This window comes from Streptomyces sp. NPDC020742, assembly GCF_040641675.1.
Taxonomy (GTDB): Bacteria; Actinomycetota; Actinomycetes; order Streptomycetales; family Streptomycetaceae; genus Streptomyces.
In genome coordinates, this window is sequence record NZ_JBFAEA010000008.1 from 246,662 (window position 1) to 272,190 (window position 25,529).

The following is a 25,529-nucleotide window of genomic DNA, read 5'->3' on the forward strand; positions in this document are numbered from 1 at the left end:
CACCGCGTCGGCGGCTACCGTTGGTGCCACCTTTGCAATCGCGGGAGCTCGGAGCACCGGGCTGAGAGGGCGCTGACCTCCGTCCCAGCGGTGTTTCACGTGAAACACCGGACGACGGAAGCCGCTGCGTCGACCGCCGAACCTGTTACCGGGTAATGCCGGCGTAGGGAGTTGGGTCTCCATGACTCTGCAGGATGCACGCACGCCCGAAAACGAGAACGGTGCCAGCGCGAGCGGTGAGCCGAAGATCGGCTGGCACAAGGGCTATGTCTCCGGATCGCGCCCCGACCTGCGGGTCCCGGTCCGGCGGGTGCACCTCACCAACGGCAAGGACGTGACGCTCTACGACACGTCAGGGCCGTACACCGACCCCAATATCGAAACCGATGTCCGCCGTGGCCTGGCGCCGCTGCGCGAGAACTGGATCATCGCCCGCGGTGACACCGAGGAGTACGCCGGCCGCCCCATGCGTCCGGAGGACGACGGCCTCAAGCACACCTCGCCGCGCGGTGGCCTGAAGAACCTCGATGCGGTCTTCCCCGGCCGCCCGCGCCAGCCGCGCCGCGGCCGTAGCGGCGCCCCGGTCACCCAGCTCGCCTACGCCCGGCGCGGCGAGGTCACCGCGGAGATGGAGTACGTCGCGCTCCGCGAGAACGTCACGCCCGAGTTCGTCCGCGACGAGATCGCGGCCGGCCGCGCGGTGCTGCCGGCCAACGTCAACCACCCGGAGATCGAGCCGATGATCATCGGCAAGAACTTCCTGGTGAAGGTGAACGCCAACATCGGCAATTCGGCGGTCACCTCCTCCATCGAGGAGGAGGTGGAGAAGATGACCTGGGCGACCCGTTGGGGCGCCGACACGGTCATGGACCTTTCCACCGGCCGCAACATCCACACCACCCGCGAGTGGGTGCTGCGCAACTCCCCCGTCCCGATCGGCACCGTCCCCCTCTACCAGGCGCTGGAGAAGGTCGACGGCAAGGCCGAGGAGCTGACCTGGGAGGTCTACAAGGACACCGTCATCGAGCAGGCCGAGCAGGGCGTCGACTACATGACGGTGCACGCCGGAGTGCTCCTGCGGTACGTCCCGCTGACCGCCCGCCGCAAGACCGGCATCGTCTCCCGCGGCGGCTCGATCATGGCGGCCTGGTGCCTGGCGCACCACCAGGAGTCATTCCTCTACACGCACTTCGAGGAGCTCTGCGAGATCCTCGCCTCGTACGACGTCACCTACTCGCTCGGTGACGGCCTCCGCCCCGGCTCCATCGCGGACGCCAACGACGAGGCGCAGTTCGCGGAGCTGAAGACGCTGGGCGAGCTGAACTCCATCGCCAAGCGGCATGGCGTCCAGACCATGATCGAGGGCCCGGGCCATGTCCCGATGCACAAGATCAAGGAGAACATCGACCTCCAGCAGGAGATCTGCGAAGAGGCCCCGTTCTACACGCTCGGCCCGCTGACCACGGACATCGCGCCCGCCTACGACCACATCACCTCGGGCATCGGCGCAGCGATGATCGCCTGGTGGGGTACCGCGATGCTCTGCTACGTCACCCCCAAGGAGCACCTGGGCCTCCCGGACCGCGACGACGTCAAGACCGGCGTCATCACGTACAAGATCGCGGCCCATGCGGCGGACCTCGCCAAGGGCCACCCGGGCGCCCAGGAATGGGACGACGCGCTCTCCGACGCCCGCTTCGAGTTCCGCTGGGAGGACCAGTTCAACCTGGCCCTCGACCCGGACACGGCGCGTGCCTTCCACGACGAGACGCTGCCCGCGGAGCCGGCGAAGACCGCCCACTTCTGCTCGATGTGCGGCCCGAAGTTCTGCTCGATGAAGATTAGTAGAAGCATCACAGAGCAGTTCGGTGGTGACGCGGACTCGACTCCTGAGGAGATTGAAGCAGGGATGCTGGAGAAGTCGAAGGAGTTCGCGGCGGCGGGGAACCGGATGTACCTGCCGTTGGCGGACTGACCGGCTGGGGCCGTGTGTGGTGGGGGAGTTGACGATGCCTCCACCACACGGCCTGATACCCACCATCATCCCAAGAGGGCATCTGATCGGCTTTCAGGGCGTTTCGGCGATCCGCTGGTTTTGATTCGCCAGGTTGGGGGCGGGGTAAACGACTTCCCTGTGCACGTATGGATGCATTGGACTCGCCTCGGCTCCTCCTTTGGTACAGCATGAACGCAATGGGTCGCCCGGCGCGGGCGAGGCCGTGATCGCCGAATGCAATACACGCCGAGGTGTGGTGTGTAAACGTAAAGGAGGTCGATATGTCTCTTCCAGTGGGTAGTCGTTGGATCATCGAACGAGGGTCCGTAGGGACCGAAACAATCGAGGTTGTCGATAGTCAAGGTGAGAGCTTCACCGCGAAATACGTCAGCACCGCAGACCCAAGCGAGTTCTCTGGGGAAGTGTGTGTTCGGCAACATGAGGTCATCAGCATCAAGCAGCACAATGTCGGGCCAAAGTATGTCGCCTTTCATAGCGGACTGCGAGAGGCGTCGAATGGGGATCGCTACACCGGGAATTGGTACGACGTAGCGGGTAATAAGGGGGACTTCAGCCTGGTCATGCAGTAGTGCTGCTCCCTGCAAGGAAGGCGAAGGTGGGCCCGACCTTGCTCATGGACAGCGGCGGTGCTGCCGCGCATCCGACCGATGGGGTGAGAAGCGCGCCGTTGCGCGCGAGGCGACCGGGCCGGCCTGGGGATTGGCCATGTCAGATCCGGTAATCGCTAGGTTGGGGGTGGCACCATGCAGACCTCAACGCATACCCATTCATGGTGCCTCAACCGCCACTCGCAGCACCCCGGGTCTGTGGTCGGATCGGGAGGAGGATCGACGGGATCGGGCGACCGGTCAACGAACTTGGTGACGATCTCACCGTCCTGAACGTTCGACACCGCAACCTGGCGATCGAGGTCGACTCTCATGGCGTCAACTACCCCACCGATATGCCGGATGGAGTAGTCCTTCGCGACATCCGGGTACTTGTCGAATGCTGCCTGAATGGCATCGAAAAAGGCGGTGTCGTGAGTTGGCCCGATCTTGGACTTCGTCTTCATGGATGCTCCAGGAAGTGGGTGGTTGCCTGATCCCGCACGAGTCGCAGAGCGCCGGATGGGCAGTTACACGACCATGATTAGCCCATTTGACTGCTGCTGCCACTGGAGTGGCGGCAAGGCCGACACGGCGAAGACAGCCCGTCTCACGCTCGGCCAGTAAGCCATCCCAGGCAACAAGGCCGATTCACCACCACACTCGGGCAGTACTGGGTACGCAGCAAGATCCCGCGAAGTGACCCGCCTTCGCGTAAGGAGCCCCCCTCTGCGGACGCCGTGGTTCGCACTCTCGTGGAGAATCACGGCAAGCAGATCAACACCGAAAGGCGCACGGCACCCACGACAAGACGGCCACCCGGCTGGCCACCGAAGCTGGGGGACCTGGAGTCGATATGCCCCGGCGAGCACACGCGGTGATCGCCAGCCCTCGACCGGGGGCGTTGTCTGTCTCTCCAGTCCGTGACCCTATGGCGACCTGGCGGTCGAGGCCGAGGCCGGAATGGCGGAGAAGTACCGGGAGTTCGCCGCGGCGGGCAATCGCGTCTACCTCCCGATCGCCGACTAGTCCGGCGATCCTGCCGTACGGGACGAGGCCCCTGCCCCAAGGCGGGGGCCTCGTCCCGTACGGCCGGTGGGCCGGTCCCAACTCCCTTACTGCTGCTTACTCCTGGGAGCGCCCCGGCCCGCCGTACTCCGGGCTGGTGTAGTCCGGGCTGGAGTAGCGCGGACGGGAGCCCGGGGAGCCGCTCTCCGGGCTGCTGAACTCGGGACGGGTGTAGCCGAGGGTGGGGATACGGCTCTCGGGGGCCGTGCTGCGGCCCGGTGCGGCGCGCACCGGCTCCTCGTCCGCCGGCACCGGCGAGCCGGCCAGCGCCTCGCGCAGGAACGGCAGCAGACCGCGCTCCAGGAGGGCGCGGCGCCAGGCCTCATGGGCGTCGTCCAGCACCCCGCCCGGCTCCCCGGATCTCGCGGAGTCGGCGGAGGCGTTGTTGCGCAGTGCCGTGACGACCAGCCCGCCCATCGCGACGAGGGCACCCGCGGCGGTGAGCACGGCGAAGACCCAGCCCACGCTGATCAGTGGCTGCGCCAGCGAGGCGTCGGGGCCGAGCGCGCGCAGGACATAGCCGATGAGCAGGAAGAGCACGGCGGCGATGCCCGCGAGGACCGGGGCGAGCACCGTGATCATCGCGGCCAGTCCGGCCCCGGTGGTTTCGGCCTCGCCGAGCGCTTCGACGGTGGCCTGTCCCAGCCCCCCGCCGGCGGCGGCCTCCGGCTCCACGCCGCGCGCGCCGGCGCCGGACGGTGCCGCGGCGGGCGCGCGCGAGGCGGCACGGAGCTGTACGTAACGCTGGTATTCGGCCGTGGCGCAGGCGGCGATGGCGGTGGTCGCGCTGAGCGCCATCGCGCGCAACTGCTCGGTGCTGAGATGGTTTCCCGTGGCGGCGTCGGTGCCGTCCGGGCGGTATGCGGCGGTACGCAGCGCCTCATCAAGGATCCGCGCGAATTCCGCGCGATCCTCGTTCAGCAGGTGCGGAGCGCTGTTCATGTGCATCCCCCGATGCTCCGTAGGGCCGTACGGCCGGCGTTGGCCGGGCAGTGGGCGGAAACGGAGGAGAGCCTGCTACGGATAGTCCGATGGTAGAGCGACTCCGGCATGCGGTGACAGAGAGTTTGCGGAATTGAATAAGGCGATGCCCGGATTCAGCCGGTACCACTCCCCGGTGCCGCCTCCGGCCGACGGTCCACCGACCGGCGGCAGGCTGCCCCCGGAACGGTCAGCCCGCCAGCGGGAGTTGGGCGACCAGCAGCTTTCCGGCCATCGTGACGCCGCCGTCCATGGCGATGGCCAGACCGTCGGCGTAGACGTGCGGACCGTCGACCGCGATGCCGTCGCCCTCGCCGTCCTCCGTGCCGACCTCGCCCAGCAAATACGGGATCGGGCTGTGGCCGTGGACCACCCGGTCGCCGCCGTAGGCGTCCAGGAGTTCGCGGACGGCCTGCGCCCCGGAATCGTCGCGGAAGGCGAAGCGCTTGGTGAACTTCCGGAACAGGTCCCAGACTTCGTCCGCGTCGCTGCGGGTCAGCACGTCGTGGACGGTGTCGTTGACGGCCTCGATGGAGTCGCCGTATTCGAGGTAGGCGGTGGTGTCGGAGTGCACCAGCAGGTGCCCGTCCTCCTCCATCACGGCGTCCAGCCGGGCCATCCACTGCAGGTGGTGGTCCTCCAGGCGGTCCATGTCGGACTTCTGGCCGCCGTTGAGCAGCCAGGCGGCCTGGAACGAGGCGGTGCCCGCGCCCGACTGGACGGGGGTGTCGCCGAACCGCTTGGCGCCCAGCAGCAGGAGTTCGTGGTTGCCCATCAGGGCCTTGCAGTAGCCGCCGGCCGCCGCGGCCTCGGCGGAGAGCTGCATCACCAGGTCGATGACGCCGATGCCGTCCGGGCCCCGGTCGGTGAAGTCGCCGAGGAACCAGAGCCGGGCGTTGCCGGCCGCCCAGTTGCCGTCGGCGTCGATCAGGCCCTCGGCGGCCAGCGCCTCGCGCAGCTCGTCGTAGTAGCCGTGCACATCGCCGACGACGTACAGCGGGCCCATGCCGTGGGGCGCGTCGGCGTCCTCTGCGGCCTCGGGCACCGGGACGACAGCCGGACGGTCGATCAGGGTGTCCGTGCGGCCCGGGGTGATGACCGGCAGGTCGCGGGCGGTCGGGGTGTAGTCCGGCGACAGCTCGGCCGGCGGCGCGACCGGGGCGGCGGGCGGCGCGGCCGGGATCCCGGCGGGTGGGTGCATCGGGGGCGCCGGAGGAGATCCGGCGGGCGCGCCCGCGGGCGCGCCGGGCAACGGAGCGGACTCCGGAGTCTGTCCCCCCATGGTCCACACCATGGGTCCCTGACTGGCCCCCTGAGTCATCGACCCCTCCACCGTCGCGCCGCCTGCACCTCTCGGACCTTTGCCTGGTCGACGGCGGTCCGCGGTGTCGTGCGCCCATCATAGGAATGCCGGTCGCAGGTTGTGACGCACCCGGGGGTGGTCAATCCGGCGGAGACCGGCGTTCGCCACCGATTTATACCGTGATCGCCCTGTTTTTTCCTGGCGCACGCGGGCGCTCGGAGCCGACCGGCGCGCCCGCTCGCCCCCGCGCTTCCTTATGCGCCGACCTCGTCCTTGCACCCCGGGCCGGACGGCCGGGGGCAAGGACGGGCTCTTCAGTCGCCCGCGGGACCCCGTGGTGGACTCACCGTCGTCCGGGGCGACCGCCGCTGGGACGAGGTCCGCACGATCAGGTCGGTCGGTATCACCTGTTCGACGGGCCGGCCGTTGTCGAGTCCCTCGATGGCGTCGATCAGGATCTGCACGACGGCGGTGCCGATGCGGCGCGGCTTGAGGGACAGGGTGGTGACGGGCGGGTCGGTGGCGGCGTAGACGGCGGATTCGCTGCAGCAGACCAGCAGCAGGTCCTCCGGCACCCGCAGGCCGTAGCGCCGGGCGGCGGCGAGCAGATCGGTGCCGTTGGGGTCGAAGAGGCCGTAGACGGCGTCCGGCCGGTCCGGGCGGGCGAGCAGCCGGTCGGCCGCGACCGCGCCCGCACAGGGGTCGTGCGCCGGGTAGGACTCGTACACCGGGTCCTGGCCGACGCGTTCGCACCAGCGCAGGTAGGCGGTGGTCGACAGCCGGGTGTAGGTGTCGGTGGTGGTGCCCGTGAGCAGGCCGATGCGGCGGGCGCCGGCGTCGGCGAGATGGTCGAGCAGGCCGAGGACGGCGGCCTCGTGGTCGTTGTCGACCCAGCCGGTGACCGGCAGGGTGCCACCGGGGCGGCCGTCGGAGACCACGGGGATGCCGTGCCGGACGAGCTCGGTGACGACCGGGTCGCCGTCGGCGGGGTCGATGACGACCGTGCCGTCCAGGGCGACGTTGGACCACACGTCGTGGCGGGACGTCGCCGGGAGGATGACCAGGGCGTAGCCGCGGGCCAGCGCGGCGGAGGTGGCGGCTCTGGCCATCTCCGCGAAGTACGCGAACTCGGTGAAGGTGAAAGGTTCATCCCCGTACGTGGTCACAGTCAGGCCGAGGAGCCCCGACTTGCCGGTACGGAGGGTGCGGGCGGCTGCCGACGGGCGGTAGCCCAGCCGGTCGGCCACCTCGCGGACATGGCTACGGGTGGCGTCCGGAAGCCGGCCCTTGCCGTTGAGCGCGTCGGAGACGGTCGTGATCGACACACCGGCTGCGGCGGCCACGTCCCGGATGCCTGCCCGCCCCAGCCGGCGGCCGGTCGACCGGCTCACCTGGTGCTTCCCTGCTGCTGTCATGGCGAGCCGATAGTAGGGCTCGGTAGGGCCATTCGCGGGGTTCCGTCAGGGCTGGCGGAAAGGTACGTTTCTGCATGGTGATCAGCCGTCAAATGCCTGCGAAATAAAGTAAGTTGGCGTTAATATTGATCATTCGGGGGGAGATCGGTCGTCCTTGCCTGTCGATTGACTCAGGCCTCGAAGAGGCCTCAAGTCACCTTGACGGGGGACGCGCGCCACGGCGCGAGCTACCGGCGCGCGACGACCGAGGGAGCGCGCCCCGGCATCCCTGCGCGGGGCGCTAGGGGCGGGCGCGCCGGGACGGCACGCGTGCCCGTACCGGGGTGGTGCGGGCGGCCGTACCAGGGTGGTCGGGCCCGCGCGCCGGGCCGGCCGGGCATCGGGTCTGCCGCCGAACGGGTCAATCCTCATAAGGTGTGCAGTATTGGAGACGACAGGGACGTCGAGGAGGACCTGCGGTGAGCGAGAAGACCCCGAAGCTGCGTGCTGCACTGGACGGCATCCCCACCTATAAGCCGGGCCGGCCGGCACCGGCCGACGGTCGTGTCACCTACAAGCTGTCCTCCAACGAGAACCCCTATCCGCCGCTGCCCGGCGTCCTGGAGACCGCGGTGCAGGCGGCCGGCTCCTTCAACCGCTACCCGGACCTGGCCTGCACGGGTCTGATGGCGGAGCTGTCCGAGCACTTCTCGGTGCCGGTGGAGCACCTGGCGACCGGGACCGGATCGGTCGGGGTGGCCCAGCAGCTGGTCCAGGCGACGGCCGGGCCCGGCGATGAAGTGATCTACGCCTGGCGATCGTTCGAGGCGTACCCGATCGTCACCCAGGTCTCCGGTGCCACCGCTGTCCCGGTCCCGCTGACCTCCGGCGAGGTGCACGACCTGGACGCGATGCTCGCCGCGCTCACCGACCGGACCCGCCTGATCTTCGTCTGCAATCCCAACAACCCCACCGGCACCGTCGTACGCCGGGCGGAGCTGGAGTCCTTCCTGGACCGGGTGCCGGGCGATGTGCTGGTGGTGCTGGACGAGGCGTACCGCGAGTTCATCCGGGACCCCGAGGTGCCGGACGGCATCGAGCTCTACCGGGACCGCCCCAACGTCTGTGTGCTGCGGACCTTCTCCAAGGCGTACGGCCTGGCGGGGCTGCGGGTCGGCTTCGCGGTGGCGCACGACGAGGTGGCCGCCGCGCTGCGCAAGACGGCGGTGCCCTTCGGGGTGAGTCAGCTCGCGCAGGAGGCGGCGGTGGCGTCGCTGCGCAGTGAGAGCGCGCTGCTGGAGCGGGTCGATGCGCTGGTGAGCGAGCGGGCGCGGGTGGTCGAGGGGCTGCTCGGCCAGGGCTGGACGGTGCCCGAATCGCACGCCAACTTCGTCTGGCTGCGGCTGGGGGAGCGGACGACCGACTTCGCGGCGGCCTGTGAGCGGGCCGGCGTGGTCGTGCGGCCGTTCCCTGATGAGGGGGTCCGGGTCACGATCGGCGAGAGCCCGGCGATGGACCTGTTCCTGCAGGCCGCGGAGGAGTTCCGCAAGGCGCTGTAGGCGTTTGCGGCGCGTTCGGCGCGTCGCTGCACGAGAGGTGCTGTGAGGCCGTGGGTCCCCGACCCACGGCCTCTGGCTTTTCTGTGGGCGCCCCGGGGAGCGCGGCGAGCAGCACATAGCCGCAGGGGCGATTTTCAACAGCATGTTGAAAATCGGAGGAGGGTGCCCGCGGGTGGTCATCGGCCACGCGGGGCCGCGTATGCGCCATTCCTCGTGCGTGACCGCGGTCACGCACCCCCGTCGTCATGGCTGAGATGCGATGGGAGATAATTGCTTGTGAATGTGAACGCGTTCACAAGCCCGTCCCGGTATGTACCGCTTTTATGTGACGCGAAAGGGACATTGCCCTAGGCAATGGCGATGTTAGGAGTGCACGACGTGGAACTGGCGTTGGCGCCAGAGACACTGGCGCGATGGCAATTCGGCATCACGACCGTCTACCACTTCCTGTTCGTCCCCTTGACGATCTCCCTCGCCGCCTTGGTGGCCGGACTCGAGACCGCATGGGTGCGAACGGGCAAGGAGAAGTACCTCCAGGCCACCAAGTTCTGGGGCAAGCTGTTTCTGATCAACATCGCGATGGGTGTCGTCACCGGCATCGTCCAGGAGTTCCAGTTCGGAATGAACTGGTCCGACTACTCGCGGTTCGTCGGTGATGTCTTCGGTGCCCCGCTGGCCTTCGAGGCCCTGATCGCCTTCTTCTTCGAGTCCACCTTCATCGGACTGTGGATCTTCGGCTGGGACAAGCTGCCCAAGAAGATCCACTGCTTCTGCATGTGGATGGTCTCGATCGGCACCATGCTCTCGGCGTACTTCATCCTCGCCGCGAACTCCTGGATGCAGCACCCGGTCGGCTACCGGTACAACGCCGTCACCAAGCGGGCCGAGCTCACCGACTTCTGGAAGGTGCTGACCCAGGACACCACCCTGGTCGTGGTGTTCCACACACTGACCGCCGCCTTCCTGACCGGTGCCGCGTTCATGGTCGGCATCGCCGCCTTCCACCTGATGCGCAAGAAGCACATCAAGGTCATGCGGACCTCGCTGCGGCTCGGGCTGATCACCCTGGTCATAGCCGGCGTCCTCACTGCGATCAGTGGGGACTCGCTCGGCAAGGTTATGTTCAAGCAGCAGCCCATGAAGATGGCCGCCGCCGAGGCGCTGTGGGACAAGGAGGAGCCGGCCCCGTTCTCGGTCTTCGCCTACGGCGATGTCGACAAGGGCCACAACAAGGTCGCCATCGAGGTGCCCGGCCTGCTCTCCTTCCTCGCACACAACGACTTCAGCTCGCCGGTCCCCGGCATCAACGACGTCAACAAGGCCGAGCAGCAGAAGTTCGGTCCCGGCGACTACCGACCCAACATCCCGGTCGCCTACTGGGGCTTCCGCTGGATGATCGGCTTCGGTATGTCGTCGTTCGCCATCGGCCTCGCCGGGCTCTGGCTGACCCGGAAGAAGTTCTGGCTGTCGCCGGGGCTGCGTACCGGCGACGAAGAGCCACCGCACCTGGTGCTCACCAAGAACAAGGTGCTCGGTGCCCGGCTGAGCAAGTGGTACTGGTCGCTGGCCTTCGTCACCCTCGGCTTCCCGCTCATCGCGAACTCGTGGGGCTGGATCTTCACCGAGACCGGCCGCCAGCCCTGGGTCGTCTACGGCGTGCTGCGCACCTCGGACGCGGTCTCCCCGGGCGTCTCGCAGGCCGAGGTGCTCACCTCGATGATCGTCTTCACCACGCTCTACGCGATCCTCGCCGTGATCGAGGTCAAGCTGCTGGTGAAGTACGTCAAGGCCGGTCCCCAGGAGCTCACCGACTCCGACCTCAACCCGCCCACCAGGATCGGCGGCGACAGCGCGGACGCCGACCGGCCGATGGCCTTCTCGTACTAGGAGGCGACCGTGCAACTCCACGACGTCTGGTTCGTCCTGATCGCCTTCCTCTGGACCGGCTACTTCTTCCTCGAAGGGTTCGACTTCGGGATCGGCGTGCTCACCAAGCTGCTCGCCCGTGACCGGCGCGAGAGGCGCGTCCTGATCAACACCATCGGACCCGTCTGGGACGGCAACGAGGTCTGGCTGATCAGCGCGGCCGGGGCTACCTTCGCCGCCTTCCCCGAGTGGTACGCCACCCTGTTCTCCGGCTTCTACCTGCCGCTGCTGGTCATCCTGGTCTGTCTGATCGTGCGCGGAGTCGCCTTCGAGTACCGCCACAAGCGGCCCGAGGAACGCTGGCAGCGCAACTGGGAACAGGCGATCTTCTGGGCCTCGTTGGTGCCCGCGGTGCTGTGGGGTGTGGTGTTCGGCAACATCGTGCGCGGTGTGCCGATCGATGCGCACAAGGAGTACGTCGGCACCCTGCTCGACCTGTTCAACCCCTACGCCCTCCTCGGCGGGCTGGTCACCCTGACGCTGTTCACCTTCCACGGCGCGGTGTTCGCCTCGCTGAAGACGGTGGGGGACATCCGGGGGCGGGCACGCAAGCTGGCGACCGTCCTCGGGCTGGTCAGCGCCGTGCTGGTGGTCGGCTTCCTGGGCTGGACCCAGGTCGACCAGGGCGACGGCACCAGTCTGATCGCCGTGATCGTGGCGGTGGTCGCCTTGGTGGCGGCGCTGGTGGCCAACGCACGGGGCCGTGAGGGCTGGGCGTTCGCCTTCTCCGGCATCGCCATCGCCGCGGCGGTCACCATGCTGTTCCTGACGCTCTTCCCGAACGTCATGCCGTCCACGCTGAACGAGAGCTGGAGCCTCACGGTCAGCAACGCCTCGTCCAGCCCCTACACCCTGAAGATCATGACGTGGGGCGCCGGGATCGCCGCACCCCTCGTGATGCTCTACCAGGCGTGGACGTACTGGGTGTTCCGCAAGCGCATCGGTACCCAGCACATCGCCGAATCCCACTAGCCGGACGCCGCCCTCCGGGGCGGCCTCGGCAGGATGGACTGTTTCACGTGAAACCCGTCGACCCGCGTCTGCTCCGTTACGCCCGCGCCACCCGCGGTTTCCTCGTCGCGGTGGTGGTGCTCGGGCTCGCCGGAGCGGGCCTGGTCGTCGGCCAGGCGATGCTGATCGCCGAGATCGTGGTCGGTGCCTTCCAGCGCGGCCTCGGTCCCGGCGCTCTGGCCACACCGTTGGCGCTGCTCGCCGCGGTCTCCGTCGGCCGCGGACTGGTCTCCTGGCTGACCGAACTGGCCGCCCACCGCGCGGGGGCGGCGGTGAAGTCCGAGCTGCGGATGCGGCTGGTCGAGCGGGCGGCGCGGCTGGGGCCGGGCGCCGGCAGTGCGGCCGACGGCCGGGCCGCCGCGCTGCGCACCGGCGAGCTGGCCACCCTCGCCACCCGCGGTATCGACGCCCTGGACGACTACTTCTCCCGCTATCTGCCGCAGCTGGGGCTGGCGGTGGTGGTGCCCGCTGCCGTGCTCGCCCGGATCGTCACCGGCGACTGGATCTCGGCACTGACGATCGTCCTCACCCTCCCGCTGATCCCGCTGTTCATGGTCCTGATCGGCTGGGCCACCCAGGCGCGGATGGACCGCCAGTGGCGACTGCTCGGCCGGCTGTCCGGGCACTTCCTCGATGTCGTCGAGGGCCTGCCCACCCTCAAGGTCTTCGGCCGGGCCAAGGCCCAGGCCGCCGCCATCCGCAGCATCACCGGCGCCTACCGCCGGGCCACCCTGCGCACCCTGCGGATCGCCTTCCTCTCCTCCTTCGCGCTGGAGCTCCTCTCGACCATCTCCGTCGCCCTGGTCGCGGTCGGCATCGGGATGCGGCTGGTGCACGGCGAACTCGACCTCTCCACCGGCCTGATGGTGCTGGTGCTCGCCCCCGAGGCGTATCTGCCGCTGCGGCAGGTGGGCGCGCAGTACCACGCCGCGGCCGAGGGCCTCGCGGCCGCCGAGGAGGTCTTCGCCATCCTGGAGACCCCGTTGCCCACGGCCGGCACCGCGCCCGCGCCTGAGGGCACCGCGCTGGCCGTCGAGGACCTGGTCGTTCGCTACCCCGGACGGGCCGCCGACTCGCTGCCCGCGACGTCGTTCGCGGTCCGGCCCGGTGAAACGGTCGCCCTGGTCGGGCCCTCCGGCGCCGGCAAGTCCACGCTGCTGAGCGTGCTGCTCGGCTTCACCGCGCCGGCCGAGGGCCGGGTCCTCGTCGACGGCCGGGACCTCGCCGCCATCTCCCCCGACAGCTGGCGGCAGCGGATCGCCTGGGTGCCGCAGCAGCCGCACCTGTTCGCCGGCACCATCGCCGAGAACGTACGGCTGGCGCGGCCGGACGCGGGGCCGGCCGCGGTGCGCACCGCCCTGGCGGACGCCGGTGCGCTGGACTTCGTCGAGGCGCTCCCCGACGGCCTGGAGACCCGGCTCGGGGAGGCGGGCGCGGGGCTCTCCGCCGGTCAGCGCCAGCGTCTGGCACTGGCCCGGGCCTTCCTCGCCGATCGCCCGATCCTGCTGCTGGACGAGCCCACCGCGAATCTGGACGGGGAGACCGAGGAGGCCGTCGTTGCCGCGGTCCGCCGGCTCGCCGAGGGACGGACGGTGCTGCTGGTGGTCCACCGGCCGGCGCTGCTGTCGGTGGCGGACCGGGTGGTGCGGCTGCCGGACCCGGCCACCGCCCTCGGGGCGGCCACCGCCGTGGCCCCGGCGGCGGTTTCACGTGAAACCGTGAACGGGGCTTCCTCGGCTTCCTCGGCTTCCTCGGCATCTGCTCCGTCCGCCCCGTTCCTCCCGTTCGACCCGTCCTCCGGCCTCACCGCGTCCGACGCCAAGGCCGCACCGGACACCGCCCCGGCCCCCGGCTCCGCACCGGCCCGGCTGCGGCGGATGGCCCGCGCCCGCCGGGGGCGGTTCGCTCTGGCGCTGCTGCTCGGCAGCCTCGCCCTGGGCAGCGCGGTGGGCCTGATGGCGACCTCCGGCTGGCTGATCTCGCGGGCCGCGCAGCAGCCACCGGTGCTGTACCTGATGCTGGCGGTCACCGCGACCCGTGCCTTCGGCATCGGGCGGGCGGTCTTCCGGTACGCCGAGCGGCTGGTCGCCCATGACGCGGTGTTCCGGATGCTCGCCGAGGTGCGGGTGGCCGTCTACCGCCGGCTGGAGCGGCTGGCACCGGCCGGACTCACCGAGCGGCGCCGCGGCGATCTGCTCTCCCGGCTCGTCGCCGACGTCGACGCCGTCCAGGACCACTTCCTGCGCTGGCTGTTGCCCGCCGGGGCGGCCGTGCTGGTCGGTGCCGGCACCGTCGGCTTCACCGCCTGGCTGCTGCCGGAGGCCGGCGCGATCCTCGCCGCCGGCCTGCTGCTCGCCGGGGTGGGAGTGCCGGCGCTGGCGGGCCTGCTGGCCCGCCGCACCGAGCGCCGGCTGGCCCCGGCCCGCGGCCGGCTCGCCACCCGCGTCGTCGATGTGCTCACCGGTACCGCCGAGTTGACGGTGGCCGGCGCCCTGGCCGCCCGTACGGACGCGGTCCGGCGCGCGGACCGCGAGCTGACCCGGATCGCCTCCCGCTCGGCCACCGTGGCCGGGGCCGGCGCCGGGCTCTCGGCGCTGCTGTGCGGGCTGACGGTCGCCGCGGCGGCGGTGGCCGGCGTCCAGGCGGTCCAGGAGGGCCGGCTGGCCGGGGTGGCGCTGGCGGTCGTGGTGCTCACCCCGCTCGCCGCGTTCGAGGCGGTGGCCGGGCTGCCGCTCGCCGTGCAGTACCGACAGCGCACCCGGCGCGCCGCCGAGCGGGTCTTCGAGGTGCTGGACGCCCCCGCTCCGGTGCATGAGCCGGCCTCCCCCGCGCCGGCCCCCGCCTCGCCGTTCCCGCTGGTCCTCACGGACCTGACCGCGCGCCACACCGGCCAGCAGCGGCCGGCGCTGGACGGGGTCGGTCTCACCCTGACGGCCGGTCACCGGCTCGCCGTCGTCGGCCCGTCCGGCTCCGGAAAGACCACGCTGGCGCAGACGCTGCTGCGGTTCTTGGACCGGGAGGCCGGGACGTACACCCTGGGCGGCACCGACGCCGAGGCGTTGGACGGGGACGCGGTCCGACGGCTGGTGGGCCTGTGTGCACAGGACGCCCACCTCTTCGACAGCTCACTGCGGGAGAACCTCCGGCTCGCCCGCCGGAACCGGGGCGCCGCACCGGACGGCGCCGACGGCCCCAGCTCGGGTGGCCCCGACGCCGGCCCCGACGACCGGGACCTGTGGGACGCCCTGGAGCGGGCGCGGCTCGCCGACTGGGTGCGCGGGCTGCCCGACGGCCTGGACACCATGGTCGGGGAGCACGGTGCCCGGCTGTCCGGCGGCCAGCGGCAGCGCCTGGCACTGGCCCGTGCGCTGCTCGCGGACTTCCCGGTGCTGGTGCTGGACGAGCCCGCCGAGCACCTCGACCTGGCCACCGCCGATGCGCTGACCGCCGATCTGCTGGCCGCGACGGAGGGGCGTACGACGGTGCTGATCACCCACCGGCTGACCGGCCTGGAGGCGGTCGACGAGGTGCTGGTGCTGGACCGTGGGCGGCCGGTGCAGCGCGGCGGATACGCCGAGCTGGCCGCGGCCGACGGCCCGTTCCGGCGGATGCGGGAGCGGGAGCGGGCGGTGGACGCGGCGTACGGCACGGTGGAGGCCACCGCGGTGGGCGCGTGACCGCAGCGGCGCGCGGTGCGGGGCCCGCGCGCCCCGCACCACCCAAAACTGCACTTTCCCTGCAATTGCCCCCTTATTAGGCTCGTGGGCATGGAGCCCGCTCCCGACCCCATGGATGCCGCCACCGAAGCCACCCGCAGCCTGCAGGGGCTGTCCTCGGAGCTGACCGCGCGGGTGCCCCAGCTGCTGGAGGCGATGCGTACCGTCGGCGCGGGCCTCGATCTGCACATCACCCTCGACCGGATCGTGGAGACCGCCGCCGAGCTGGCCGATGCCCGCTATGCCGCCATCGGGATCATCGACGACGCCCGCGAGGGACTGTCGGACTTCGTCACCTACGGTGTGACCGCGCAGGAGCACGAGCGGATCGGCGCGCTGCCCGACGGTCACAAGGGCCTGCTCGGCGCGCTCATCCACGACCCCAAGCCGCTGCGCCTGGGGGATCTGACCCGGGACCCGCGGTCGGCCGGCTTCCCGCCGGGGCACCCGTCGATGCGGACGTTCCTGGGTGTACCGGTCCGGGTCCAGGGCGAGATCTTCGGCAATCTCTACCTGACGGAGAAGCGCGGCGGCGGGGAGTTCAGCGAGGAGGACCTGCACATGGTGCGGGTGCTCGCGACCGAGGCCGGCATCGCGATCGGCAACGCCCGGATGCATGCGGCGGCCCGCCAGCGGGAGCGGTGGATCGACGGGTCGGTGGCGGTGACCACCGAACTCCTCGCCGGCAGCGACGTCGACGATGCGCTCGCGGTGGTCGCCGAACAGGCCAGGAAGCTGGCGGATTCGGCGGCCGGCATCGTGCTGCTACCGGACGAGGAGGGCGGACTGGAGATCGTCGCGGTGTCGGCCGACGACCTCACCGGGATCCTGGGGACGCATATCCCGCCCGACAGCCCGGTGGCCGAGCAACTCCTCGCCGGAGAGGCGGTGTTCGTGCACGACGCCGCCACCGATCCCCGGATGGTCACCCACCTCGCGGCCCGGTTCGGGCCGAGCATGATGCTGCCGCTCAAGAGCGGCGGGCGGGTCCTCGGCACCCTCGCCACACCGCGTTCCCGGGGCGCCCGCCCGTTCACCACCGCAGAGCGGACCCTGGCGATCCAGTTCGCCGCGCAGGCCGCCCTGGCCCTGGTGCTGGCCGATGCCCAGCGCGACCGGGAGCGGCTGGCGGTCTACGAGGACCGCGACCGGATCGCCCGGGACCTGCACGATCTGGTCATCCAGCGGCTGTTCGCGACCGGGATGATCCTGGAGAGCGCCCAGCGCCGGTCGGTGGTGCCGGAGGTGGCCCGCGGCGTCGGCAAGGCGGTCGACGAGCTGGACGTCACCATCCAGGAGATCCGCACCGCCATCTTCGCCCTGCAGCAGGGACCGGCCGAGGCGCCGTCCGGCCTGCGGACCCGGGTGCTGCGGGAGATCGGCACCGCCGCCGTACCGCTCGGCTTCCAGCCCTCGGCCAGCTTCCTCGGCCCGGTGGACTCCCTGGTCGGCGAGCTGACCGGAAAGAACCTGATCGCCGCGCTGCGGGAGGCGCTGTCGAACGCCTTCCGGCACGCCGGGGCCTCCCGGATCGAGGTCGTCGTCGACGCCACGGTCATGCTGCCGGACGGCACCGGGGGCGTCCGGCTGACCGTCGCCGACGACGGCACCGGCATACCGGACGGCGGCCGCCGCAGCGGGTTGCGGAACCTCGCCAAGCGCGCCGAGTCACTGGGCGGCTCCAGCACCTACGGGCCGGGGCTGGGCACGGACGGCACCGGCACCACCGTGACCTGGGAAGCGCCGCTCCAGGCCGACAGGGCCTAGTGGGAGCCGAGCGTGAGGGCCTAGTGGGAGCCGGCCGTCACAGCTAACGGGAGTGGCAGTCACGGCTAACGGGAGCCGGTCGTCACGGCTAACGGGAGCGGCCGTCGCGGCTAACGGGAGCGGCCGTCAGCGCGGTGCGCGGTCCCCGTCGCCGTCCCTGTCGCCGTCGCCGTACCGCCGCAGGATCTCCTCGATGACGACCGCGACGCCGTCGTCGTTGTTGGACGCGGTGCGGTGGGTGGTGGCCGCCAGGACCTCCGGGTGCGCATTGGCCATGGCGTACGAGGTGCCGGCCCAGGTCAGCATCTCGATGTCGTTGGGCATGTCCCCGAAGGCCACGACCTGCTCCGGGCGGATGCCGCGCTCCGCACAGCAGTGGGCGAGGGTGCCCGCCTTGCTGACACCGGGGCCGCTGATCTCCAGCAGGGCGGTGGGGCTGGACCGGGTGAAGGACGCCAGCTCGCCGGCGGCCCGGCGGGCCAGCGCAAGGAACGCGTCGGGCTCCAGCTCGGGGTGGTGGGCGAGCAGCTTGATGACGGGCTGGCCGGGGAAGGCGTCCCTGGCTTGTGGGGCGCCCTCGGCGGTGGTCAGCGGCGCAGCGAAGTCCTCGGCGAGCAGTTTCTCCGCCGGGGCGACGACCGCGGCCGGGTCCAGGAGGAGCGGCGGGTACTGGGGCTCGTAATGGATGCCGCTGGTGCGCTCGACCGCGAACGAGGTGCCCGGTGCCGCGCTGCGCAGCGCCTCCACCACGTCCAGCGCGATGGTCCGCTCCAGGGGGCTGACCTCGACGATGCGCCCGCCGCGGTGCAGATCGACCACGGCGGCGCCGTTCGCGCAGATCGCCAGGCCGTGACCGTGCACATGGTCGCTGACCACGCCCATCCACCGGGCCGGCCGCCCGGTGACGAAGAAGACCTCGATGCCGGCCCGCTCGGCGGCGGCGAGCGCGGCGATCGTCCGGTCGGAGACCGTCTTGTCGTCGCGCAGCAGCGTGCCGTCGAGGTCGGTGGCGATCAGCCGGGGCGCAACGGACGGGGCGGGCGCCCGGGGCGGCGTGGCGGGGGCATCAGTCACGGGGCCATCTTCCCGTACCTCCACGCACAGGCGTGCGGTGGGTTGCGCGTGTGAGCCGCCGGGGTGGGTTCGGCACGCAGGGGAGGCGGCTCCCGCCGTCCCGGCCGTGACGGCCGCCGGGGCGGCCGTGGCCGGGCCGATGGCCGCCGCCCAGCGGGATGGCCGACGCCTACCGGGGCGGCTGTGACCGGGCCGATGGTCGCCGCCCAGTCGGATGTCCGACGCCTACCGGGACGGCCGTGACCGGGCCGATGGTCGCCGCCCAGTCGGACAGCCGACGCCTACCGGGGCGGCCGTAACCGGGCCACAGTCGCCGCATACCGGGGCGGCCGTAACCGGGTCCGGGCTGGTGGCTTCCGGACGGCCGTGACCGGTTCGACAGCCGGCGGCTTCCGGACGGCCGTAGGCTCGGAGGCATGCGATTGAGCACCGTGATACTCCCCGTCCGCCGTTGGTCCGAAGGTGGGCGGGAGGTCTGGCAGCGCGCCGAGGAGCTGGGCTTCCACGCCGCGTACACCTACGACCACCTCTCGTGGCGGAGTTTCCGCGACCAGGCCTGGTTCGGCGCCCTCCCCACCCTGACCGCGGCGGCCGCCGCGACCTCCCGGATGCGGCTGGGCACCCTCGTCACCTCCCCGAACTTCCGCCACCCGGTCACCCTCGCCAAGGAGCTGATCTCGCTCGACGACATCAGTGACGGCCGTCTCACCTTGGGCATCGGCGCCGGCGGCAACGGCTTCGACGCCACCGCGCTCGGGCAGGAGGCCTGGTCGCCGCGCGAACGGGCGGACCGCTTCGGCGAGTTCGTGGCGCTGCTGGACCGGCTGCTGACCGAGGACGCCGTCACCCACGAGGGGGTGCACTACTCCGCGGACGAGGCGCGCAACATCCCGGGCTGTGTGCAGCGCCCGCGGCTGCCGTTCGCGGTGGCGGCCACTGGCCCGCGCGGGATGCGGCTGGCCGCCCGGTACGGGCAGGCATGGGTAACGACCGGCGACCCGAAGGTCTCGAACGGCGGCGGTACGCCGGCCGAGTCGCTGGAGGCGGTCCGCGGACAGGTGGAGCGGCTCGCCAAGACCTGTGCCGACCAGGGCCGGGACGCCGGTGAACTGCAGAAGGTCATGCTGACCGGGTTCACTCCGGACCGCCCGCTGGACTCCCTGGACGCCTTTGTGGACTTCGCCGGCCGCCACCGCGAGCTGGGCATCGACGAAGTGGTCATCCACTGGCCGATCGCCGATTCGGTGTTCGCGGCCGATGTCGCGGTCTTCGAGCGGATCGCCACGGAGGCGCTGGGGCAGCTGGGGGGCTAGGTCGACAAGGTCCGGCGGGGCGGTACCCGGCCGGTGGCTGGCCGCTGCCTGGCCGCTGTCTGGCCGGACCGACCTGCCCGGCCAGGTACCGGTCGACGCGCTCGGCCAGTTAGCGGCCCCGGCTTTACCCCGAATAGAGCCCCGAAGAGGGAGAATCGGGACAGCGGCGCAGGGCGGCGGCCGCGGCGCACGGTGTGGACCGGCGCGCGGGCGGATCGGCGCACTGCGCGAAGTGCGGTGTGTGGAGGAGCCATGGCACAGACCCGATTCGCCCCGGACCGCGGGCTGACCTCGCGCATGGTCACGACGATGTTCCTCATCGGACTGCTCTACGTCGTGATCGTGGGCGTGCTGGTGGTCCTGCTCAAGGGCGCCTGGGTGGTGGTGCTGCTGATCTCCGGCGCCCTGTTCGTCGCGCAGTTCTGGTACAGCGACCGGATCGCGGCGTTCAGCATGGGGGCGCGCGAGGTCACCCCGGAGCAGGCGCTGGAGCTGCACGGCGCCGTCGACCGGCTGTGTGCGCTGGCCGACATGCCCAAACCGAGGGTTGCGATCGCCGAGTCGGATGTGCCGAACGCGTTCGCGACCGGCCGGAACCAGAAGAACTCGATGGTCTGCGCCACGACCGGCCTGCTCAGGCGGCTGGAACCGGAGGAGCTGGAGGGGGTGCTGGCCCATGAGCTCTCGCACGTCGCGCACCGCGATGTCGCGGTGATGACCATCGCCTCCTTCCTCGGCGTGCTGGCCGGGATCATCACCCGGGCCGCGCTGTGGAGCGGTGTCGGCCGCAACAACCGGGACCAGAACGCGGCCATCGCGGTGCTCGTCGTCACGGCCGTCAGCGTCGTGGTCTATGCGATCAGCTTCCTGCTGACCCGGCTGCTGTCCCGTTACCGCGAACTGTCCGCCGACCGGGCCGCCGCGCTGCTGACCGGCCGGCCCTCCGCGCTGGCCGCCGCACTGACCAAGGTCACCGGCCAGATCGCCCGGATCCCGACCGAAGACCTGCGCAAGGCCCAGCCGTTCAACGCCTTCTACTTCGCCCCGGCGTTCAACAAGGAGAGCTTCCACCGGCTGCTGTCCTCGCACCCGACGCTGGAGCAGCGGCTGGAGCAGCTGGGTCGGATCGCGACGGAGCTGGGGCGGCCGTGAGGCCGAGACCGCGTGACCCGAAGGAGGGAGCCGCCGTGGAGAACAGCGAGCGGTCCGCCACGGAGAACGACGAGGAGTAGGGCGCGCATGGGATTCCTGGACGTCATTCTGGGCCGCAGCAAGCCGGTGCGGCCCGATCTCGATCAGCTCTTCGCGCTGCCGTCAGCCGCGGTCACCCTCCAGGCCGCGGCCGGTTTCAGCCCCACCGGCCTGGGATCGGTGTGCTTTGCGAGCGTCGAGGGCGGGGCCTTCGCACGCATCCAGGAGGAGGCGCGGTCCCTGCTGGACGGTTCGGTGGAGTTCACCCAGGACGGCTACGGCTATACCTGGCTGCTGGTCCGCCATTCGGCGGAGGACGTCGCGGGCCTGGTCAACGACCTGCATGCGGTCAACACCTCCCTGGAGGAGGCGGGCTTCGGGCCGCAGCTGCTCTGCTCGCTGCTTGACTTCCGGGACGAGCGGCAGCGGTCGCTGGCATTGGTCTACCTCTACAAGCGCGGCACGTTCTACCCGGTGTGCAAGCTCCCCGGCCAGCAGAAACGCGACAACGCGCGGGAGCTTCAGGTGAGCAGCCTGCTCAAGGACGACCTCCGTGTGGAGGAGGACCTCTCGCGTTGGTTCCCCGTCTGGGGAGCGCCGGGGACGGCGGACTGAGCCTCCCCCGGAGGAGCCACCGGTCCGACGGGCTCCGGGGCGCATCCGGACGGGCTCTGTTCGTCCTCTGCCTCCTGCTCTTCGACCGTGCGGTGCTGGAGGCCGAGCCTGGGGACGTGAGCGTCTTTAAGCACTGACGGGCGTGACGCCCGGGGCGTGGCGCTGAGAAGCCGTCCCGAGGAGTCAGCCCGGGAAGTGCAGGAATGCGGCCGGCACGGTGGAGGTGAGCCAGACGCCGTTGGCGCTGACCTGGAAGACATGACCGGCCCGGTGCATCGCCGCCGCATCCACGGTCAGCACCACCGGCCTGCCGCGCCGTGCCCCCACCCGGGTCGCGGTGGCGCGGTCCGGCGAGAGGTGGACGGCGTGCCGCGTCATGGGGCGCAGTCCCTCCCGCCGGATGGCGGTGATGCTGCGGGCCACCGTGCCGTGGAAGAGGTGCGCGGGCGGTACGGCGGACGGCAGCGCGAGGTCCACCGGGACGGAGTGGCCCTGGTTGGCGCGGATCCGGCCGGCCTCGATGGAGTAGCGCTGCTTGTCGTTGTCGGCCACCACCGTCTCCAACTCCGCCCGGGAGAACCGGAATCCATGGCGGGCGGCCGCGGACAGCAGCTCGTCCACGGGAACCCAGCCCTGGGAATCGAGGGTGATGCCGATGCGTTCCGGCGCATGCCGCAGATGTCTGGCGAGGTACTTCGAGAGGCGCACGGAGCGTTGCTCTTCCATGCCTCCAGGGTGCCGCGCGGGTGGGGCGGGCGGCACCTGAATTCACGGCGGGTGGGATGGACGACGTGACGGCGGGTGGACGGTGAGGTGACGGCGGGAGAGGGCGGGCGCGGGTCCCCAGGGGCCCTCGGCTACCCCCCGTCCCCGGGGGCGGGCCGGTCCTCCGCGCCGCCGTCCTGGCCGCTCTCGCGGAGGTGTGCCCGTGTCAGCTCGCTCGCCTTCTTCGCCCGGGCGCTGGTGACCTCCTCGGCCGCCCAACGGGCCCACTCCTCCTGGGCCGCCGAGAGCCGCAGACCGTACTCCAGCGCGATCCGCCCGTAGACCGAGATCATCTCGTCGTCCCACTCGGTCGTCTCGTCGATGTGCCGGTACGTGGCGTGGGCGCGGGCCGATCGCTCGGCCTGTTGCAGCAGGTAGGTCTGCGCTTCGAGCGGCGTGACGATGCCGAGGAAGAACACGCGCAGCAGGCCGTCGTGGCGCGGGGGGCCGCTCGGCTCGACCTCGGTGAGCCAGTGGCGCAGCTCCGCCAGGCCCTCCTCGGTGATGGCGTACTCCTTGCGGCCGCGGGGGCCGTGGGCGGCGACCTCGACCAGCCCGGCGTCGGTGAGCTTGCCGAGCTCGCCGTAGACCTGGCTCTGGGTGGCCGGCCAGGTGTTGGCGAGCGAGGCGTTGAACAGCTTCATCAGGTCGTAGCCGCTCGCGGGGGACTCGGCCAGCAGGCCCAGTACGGCGTGTCTCAGGCTCATGGTCGGCACTTTACCTTCCACTGTTGACATGTCAAAGAAGGAGGTTCTACATTCGACATGTCGAAGATGGAATGTGGCGGGCCGGGGAGCCGTGACCGCGAACAATGAGGGGGAAAGATGAACTACCTGCGGGGCTTTGTTCCGTGGTTGGTCTTCGCGGGGGTGTCCTCGGTCGGCTGGCAGTGGGGTGCACTCGCGGCTCTGGCGGTCTCCGTCGTTCTGCTCTTCGTCGACCGCGCCGGCGGACTCGCGCTCGGCCACCGGCTGCTGGAGTACGGCACGATCACCTACTTCGCAGCCCTCACCGGGCTGGCTTTCGCCCGGCCCGACAGTGGCCTCCAGCAGTACGGAGGGGCGCTCTCGATGGGCTGGCTGGCGCTCATCGCCTGGGTCTCGATAGCCGTACGGCGGCCCTTCACGCTGGGGATCGCCCGCCGGATGGCGCCGCCGGAGGTCTGGGACACCTGGCTGTTCCGCCACATCAACGTCGTGCTGACGTCCGCGTGGGCGGTGTCCTTCACCCTGACCGCGGCCGCCCAGGCGGTCGCCTCTGCCTACGAGCTGAACGTGGCCTTCTCGGTCCTCATCCAGCTCGCCGGATTCGTCCTTCCCGCCCGCTTCACCGCTGCCTACCCCGACCGGGCGCGTGCCCGGTTCATGGAGCAGTCCGGTGTGCGTCCCGACGCCCAGGAGGGCCTGGCCTCATGACCACCACATCGCCGAGCACACCGTCGGAATCCACCGCCCCACCGCCGCACATGGCCGGCAACTTCGCCCCGGTCACCGAGGAGCTGACCGCCTACGACCTCCCGGTCACCGGCGTGATCCCGCCCGAACTCAGCGGCTGGTTCCTGCGGAACGGCCCCAACCCCAAGGACGCCGTCACCGCGCACTGGTTCCTCGGGGACGGGATGATCCACGGCCTGCGCCTGGAGGGCGGCCGGGCCGTCTCCTACCGCAACCGCTGGGTGCGCACCTCGACCTTCACCGACGGCGTGCCTGTCCGGGACGAGCGGGGCCGTCGCAATCTGGCGGCGGGCGTGGCCAACACCCATGTCGTCCGGCACGCCGGTCGCACCTTCGCCCTGGTCGAGTCGTCGTTCCCCTACGAGATCGACTGCAGCCCGGGCCATGAGCTGGAGACCGTCGGCCCCCATGACTTCGGCGGTCGGCTCACCACCGCCATGACCGCCCACCCCAAGACCTGCCCGACGACCGGGGAGCTGCACTTCTTCGGCTACGGCTCCACCCGGCCGCATCTGACCTACCACCGTGCCGATGCGTCGGGGGAGTTGGTGATCAGCCGCCCCGTCGAGGTGCCGCAGCACACGATGATGCATGACTTCCACCTCACCGCCGGCCATGTGGTCTTCATGGACCTCCCGATGGTCTTCGACCGCAGCCACCCCGGTATGCCGTACCGCTGGGACGAGGGGTACGGCGCCCGGCTGGGCGTGCTGCGCCGGGACGACCCCTATGGCGAGGTCCGCTGGCTGTCCATCGACCCCTGCTATGTCTTCCACGCGCTCAACGCCCATGACGACGGCGACCAGCGCATCGTTCTCTACGTTTCCCGCTATGCCGACCTCGGCGGGGTGGCGCCGCCCTGCCTGTGGCGCTGGACGATCGACCTGGCCGCCGGCACGGTCACCGAGGAACAACTCGACGACCAGCTCTGCGAGTTCCCACGGGTGGACGACCGGCTCACCGGGCAGGCGGCCCGCTTCGGTCATGGCACTACCGGCGAGCTGCCCGGCACCGGATACATACCGGGCGCCCTGCTCCGCTACGACCTGCAGACCGGTGAGGTCGTCCGGCACGCCTTCGGCGCCGGCCGCACACCGGGCGAGGCGGTCTTCGCCCCGGCTGACGACCGCCCCGGCGGGCCGGGCTGGCTGATCACCTATGTCCATGACGCGACGACCGACACCAGCGATCTGGTCATCCTCGATACGGAGGACATATCCGCCGACCCCGTCGCCACCGTCCATCTGCCGCAGCGTGTGCCGTTCGGCTTCCACGGCAACTGGCTGCCGGATCCAGTGAGTTGATAAATCCGGTGCGCAGCGGACGCATCTGCCCGATCCTTGTCAACGGAACAGCGCGCAAAGAGCAGAGGCAGGGCGGGCCCGGTCCCGGGTCCGCCGCCTCGGCCGCCCCGGCAGGGGTGCGGGACTACGGCTACGGTCCGGTCCCTGGGCCCGCGGCCCCGTCCTGAGGGCCCGGGGCGCCGGCCCAGGCATCGGCTCCGTCGGGCCTGGTGTCCGGTGCGGGCGGCGCCGACCGGTGCCCGCCCGAGGCCAGCGCGTCCATGGCGCGGGCCTGCACTTCCCGCCGGGCCGCGGCGGTGATGAACGCCGCCGTGTTCCCGGCGCCCACCAAGGCCCGAACGGCCCGTACGGCTTCGGCGGGCAGCACCACCGCCTCCGAGGCGGCAGCCTCCGGGTCGGTCGTGGTACGGGAGTCCGCGTCCGGCTCGGCGGAGGTCCGGGTCCGGGGCACGCGCCGGGCGTCATCCGGCACCGGTGCCGTCAC

18 protein-coding genes and 1 riboswitch are annotated in these 25,529 nt (G+C 70.9%); of the genes, 11 read left to right on the forward strand and 7 right to left on the reverse strand.

Annotation, left to right across the window (positions count from 1 at the left end; all coding sequences use genetic code 11):
* The first annotated feature begins 30 nt into the window (after nucleotides 1–30).
* A riboswitch (TPP riboswitch) is annotated at nucleotides 31–187 on the forward strand.
* On the forward strand, nucleotides 182–1,975 hold the full coding sequence (thiC, locus tag AB0G84_RS17395; protein WP_361320968.1) for a phosphomethylpyrimidine synthase ThiC: 1,794 nt from the start codon (nucleotides 182–184) through the stop codon (nucleotides 1,973–1,975). Its footprint overlaps the riboswitch before it by 6 nt.
* A 766-nt stretch (nucleotides 1,976–2,741) precedes the next feature.
* On the opposite strand, the gene AB0G84_RS17400 is transcribed toward thiC, so the two are convergent.
* The 4 genes from AB0G84_RS17400 to AB0G84_RS17415 all read right to left on the reverse strand — a co-directional run bounded on the left by AB0G84_RS17400 (nucleotide 2,742) and on the right by AB0G84_RS17415 (nucleotide 7,371).
* The gene (locus AB0G84_RS17400) at nucleotides 2,742–3,071 is read right to left on the reverse strand and encodes a hypothetical protein (protein ID WP_361320970.1); all 330 of its coding nucleotides are present in this window, start codon (nucleotides 3,069–3,071) and stop codon (nucleotides 2,742–2,744) included.
* Nucleotides 3,072–3,729: 658 nt separating this feature from the next.
* Nucleotides 3,730–4,620 (reverse strand): hypothetical protein, encoded by an 891-nt coding sequence (locus tag AB0G84_RS17405; protein ID WP_361320972.1) that lies wholly within the window; start codon nucleotides 4,618–4,620, stop codon nucleotides 3,730–3,732.
* A gap of 223 nt (nucleotides 4,621–4,843) precedes the next feature.
* Entirely contained in the window at nucleotides 4,844–5,947 is a 1,104-nt protein-coding gene (locus tag AB0G84_RS17410; protein ID WP_361320974.1) for a metallophosphoesterase, read from the reverse strand.
* Between the two features lie 323 nt (nucleotides 5,948–6,270).
* Nucleotides 6,271–7,371: a LacI family DNA-binding transcriptional regulator gene (locus AB0G84_RS17415; protein WP_361320976.1), complete on the reverse strand. Its 1,101-nt coding sequence runs from the start codon at nucleotides 7,369–7,371 to the stop codon at nucleotides 6,271–6,273.
* A 458-nt stretch (nucleotides 7,372–7,829) separates the two neighbouring features.
* Here AB0G84_RS17415 and hisC point away from each other — a divergent pair, with 458 nt between their 5' ends.
* The 5 genes from hisC to AB0G84_RS17440 all read left to right on the forward strand — a co-directional run bounded on the left by hisC (nucleotide 7,830) and on the right by AB0G84_RS17440 (nucleotide 17,329).
* Nucleotides 7,830–8,909, forward strand: a complete 1,080-nt coding sequence (gene hisC, locus AB0G84_RS17420) for a histidinol-phosphate transaminase (RefSeq protein ID WP_361320978.1) — start codon at nucleotides 7,830–7,832, stop codon at nucleotides 8,907–8,909.
* 378 nt (nucleotides 8,910–9,287) lie between these two features.
* On the forward strand, nucleotides 9,288–10,796 hold the full coding sequence (locus tag AB0G84_RS17425) for a cytochrome ubiquinol oxidase subunit I (RefSeq protein WP_361321070.1): 1,509 nt from the start codon (nucleotides 9,288–9,290) through the stop codon (nucleotides 10,794–10,796).
* A 9-nt stretch (nucleotides 10,797–10,805) separates the two neighbouring features.
* Entirely contained in the window at nucleotides 10,806–11,807 is a 1,002-nt protein-coding gene (cydB, locus tag AB0G84_RS17430; RefSeq protein ID WP_361320980.1) for a cytochrome d ubiquinol oxidase subunit II, read from the forward strand.
* A gap of 47 nt (nucleotides 11,808–11,854) precedes the next feature.
* Nucleotides 11,855–15,523, forward strand: a complete 3,669-nt coding sequence (cydD, locus tag AB0G84_RS17435; RefSeq protein WP_361320982.1) for a thiol reductant ABC exporter subunit CydD — start codon at nucleotides 11,855–11,857, stop codon at nucleotides 15,521–15,523.
* Between the two features lie 90 nt (nucleotides 15,524–15,613).
* Nucleotides 15,614–17,329, forward strand: coding sequence for a GAF domain-containing protein (locus AB0G84_RS17440; protein WP_361320984.1), 1,716 nt, complete (start codon nucleotides 15,614–15,616; stop codon nucleotides 17,327–17,329).
* Between the two features lie 126 nt (nucleotides 17,330–17,455).
* Here the strand turns inward: AB0G84_RS17440 and AB0G84_RS17445 are convergent, their stop codons facing one another.
* The gene (locus AB0G84_RS17445; RefSeq protein WP_361320986.1) at nucleotides 17,456–18,403 is read right to left on the reverse strand and encodes a Cof-type HAD-IIB family hydrolase; all 948 of its coding nucleotides are present in this window, start codon (nucleotides 18,401–18,403) and stop codon (nucleotides 17,456–17,458) included.
* A gap of 416 nt (nucleotides 18,404–18,819) precedes the next feature.
* Between AB0G84_RS17445 and AB0G84_RS17450 the strand changes: the two genes are divergently transcribed.
* From AB0G84_RS17450 to AB0G84_RS17460, 3 genes are all read left to right on the forward strand, one after another.
* Nucleotides 18,820–19,716 carry an LLM class flavin-dependent oxidoreductase gene (locus AB0G84_RS17450; RefSeq protein WP_361320988.1) on the forward strand — a complete coding sequence of 299 codons (897 nt, stop codon included), beginning with the start codon at nucleotides 18,820–18,822 and terminating at the stop codon, nucleotides 19,714–19,716.
* A gap of 252 nt (nucleotides 19,717–19,968) precedes the next feature.
* Nucleotides 19,969–20,868, forward strand: coding sequence for a zinc metalloprotease HtpX (htpX, locus tag AB0G84_RS17455; protein ID WP_361320990.1), 900 nt, complete (start codon nucleotides 19,969–19,971; stop codon nucleotides 20,866–20,868).
* Nucleotides 20,869–20,955: 87 nt separating this feature from the next.
* Nucleotides 20,956–21,522, forward strand: coding sequence for a hypothetical protein (locus tag AB0G84_RS17460; RefSeq protein WP_361320992.1), 567 nt, complete (start codon nucleotides 20,956–20,958; stop codon nucleotides 21,520–21,522).
* 183 nt (nucleotides 21,523–21,705) lie between these two features.
* Here AB0G84_RS17460 and AB0G84_RS17465 read toward each other — a convergent pair whose 3' ends face one another.
* The gene (locus AB0G84_RS17465; protein WP_361320994.1) at nucleotides 21,706–22,248 is read right to left on the reverse strand and encodes an RNA 2'-phosphotransferase; all 543 of its coding nucleotides are present in this window, start codon (nucleotides 22,246–22,248) and stop codon (nucleotides 21,706–21,708) included.
* 131 nt (nucleotides 22,249–22,379) lie between these two features.
* The gene (locus tag AB0G84_RS17470) at nucleotides 22,380–22,994 is read right to left on the reverse strand and encodes a PadR family transcriptional regulator (protein WP_361320996.1); all 615 of its coding nucleotides are present in this window, start codon (nucleotides 22,992–22,994) and stop codon (nucleotides 22,380–22,382) included.
* Between the two features lie 117 nt (nucleotides 22,995–23,111).
* Between AB0G84_RS17470 and AB0G84_RS17475 the strand changes: the two genes are divergently transcribed.
* Together AB0G84_RS17475 and AB0G84_RS17480 are read left to right on the forward strand one after the other, a co-directional pair.
* Nucleotides 23,112–23,702: a hypothetical protein gene (locus tag AB0G84_RS17475; RefSeq protein WP_361320998.1), complete on the forward strand. Its 591-nt coding sequence runs from the start codon at nucleotides 23,112–23,114 to the stop codon at nucleotides 23,700–23,702.
* On the forward strand, nucleotides 23,699–25,045 hold the full coding sequence (locus AB0G84_RS17480) for a carotenoid oxygenase family protein (protein ID WP_361321000.1): 1,347 nt from the start codon (nucleotides 23,699–23,701) through the stop codon (nucleotides 25,043–25,045). Before AB0G84_RS17475 ends, AB0G84_RS17480 begins: the two co-directional genes overlap by 4 nt.
* Nucleotides 25,046–25,529: the final 484 nt, after the last annotated feature.

Excerpts from the sequence above, each read along its gene's own strand:
- thiC (WP_361320968.1), top strand. The coding sequence starts at position 182 with ATGACTCTGCAGGATGCACGCACGCCCGAAAACGAGAACGGTGCCAGC.
- AB0G84_RS17400 (WP_361320970.1), bottom strand. The coding sequence starts at position 3,071 with ATGAAGACGAAGTCCAAGATCGGGCCAACTCACGACACCGCCTTTTTC.
- AB0G84_RS17405 (WP_361320972.1), bottom strand. The coding sequence starts at position 4,620 with ATGCACATGAACAGCGCTCCGCACCTGCTGAACGAGGATCGCGCGGAA.
- AB0G84_RS17410 (WP_361320974.1), bottom strand. The coding sequence starts at position 5,947 with ATGGTGTGGACCATGGGGGGACAGACTCCGGAGTCCGCTCCGTTGCCC.
- AB0G84_RS17415 (WP_361320976.1), bottom strand. The coding sequence starts at position 7,371 with ATGACAGCAGCAGGGAAGCACCAGGTGAGCCGGTCGACCGGCCGCCGG.
- AB0G84_RS17440 (WP_361320984.1), top strand. The coding sequence starts at position 15,614 with ATGGAGCCCGCTCCCGACCCCATGGATGCCGCCACCGAAGCCACCCGC.
- AB0G84_RS17450 (WP_361320988.1), top strand. The coding sequence starts at position 18,820 with ATGCGATTGAGCACCGTGATACTCCCCGTCCGCCGTTGGTCCGAAGGT.
- htpX (WP_361320990.1), top strand. The coding sequence starts at position 19,969 with ATGGCACAGACCCGATTCGCCCCGGACCGCGGGCTGACCTCGCGCATG.
- AB0G84_RS17460 (WP_361320992.1), top strand. The coding sequence starts at position 20,956 with ATGGGATTCCTGGACGTCATTCTGGGCCGCAGCAAGCCGGTGCGGCCC.
- AB0G84_RS17465 (WP_361320994.1), bottom strand. The coding sequence starts at position 22,248 with ATGGAAGAGCAACGCTCCGTGCGCCTCTCGAAGTACCTCGCCAGACAT.
- AB0G84_RS17470 (WP_361320996.1), bottom strand. The coding sequence starts at position 22,994 with ATGAGCCTGAGACACGCCGTACTGGGCCTGCTGGCCGAGTCCCCCGCG.
- AB0G84_RS17475 (WP_361320998.1), top strand. The coding sequence starts at position 23,112 with ATGAACTACCTGCGGGGCTTTGTTCCGTGGTTGGTCTTCGCGGGGGTG.
- AB0G84_RS17480 (WP_361321000.1), top strand. The coding sequence starts at position 23,699 with ATGACCACCACATCGCCGAGCACACCGTCGGAATCCACCGCCCCACCG.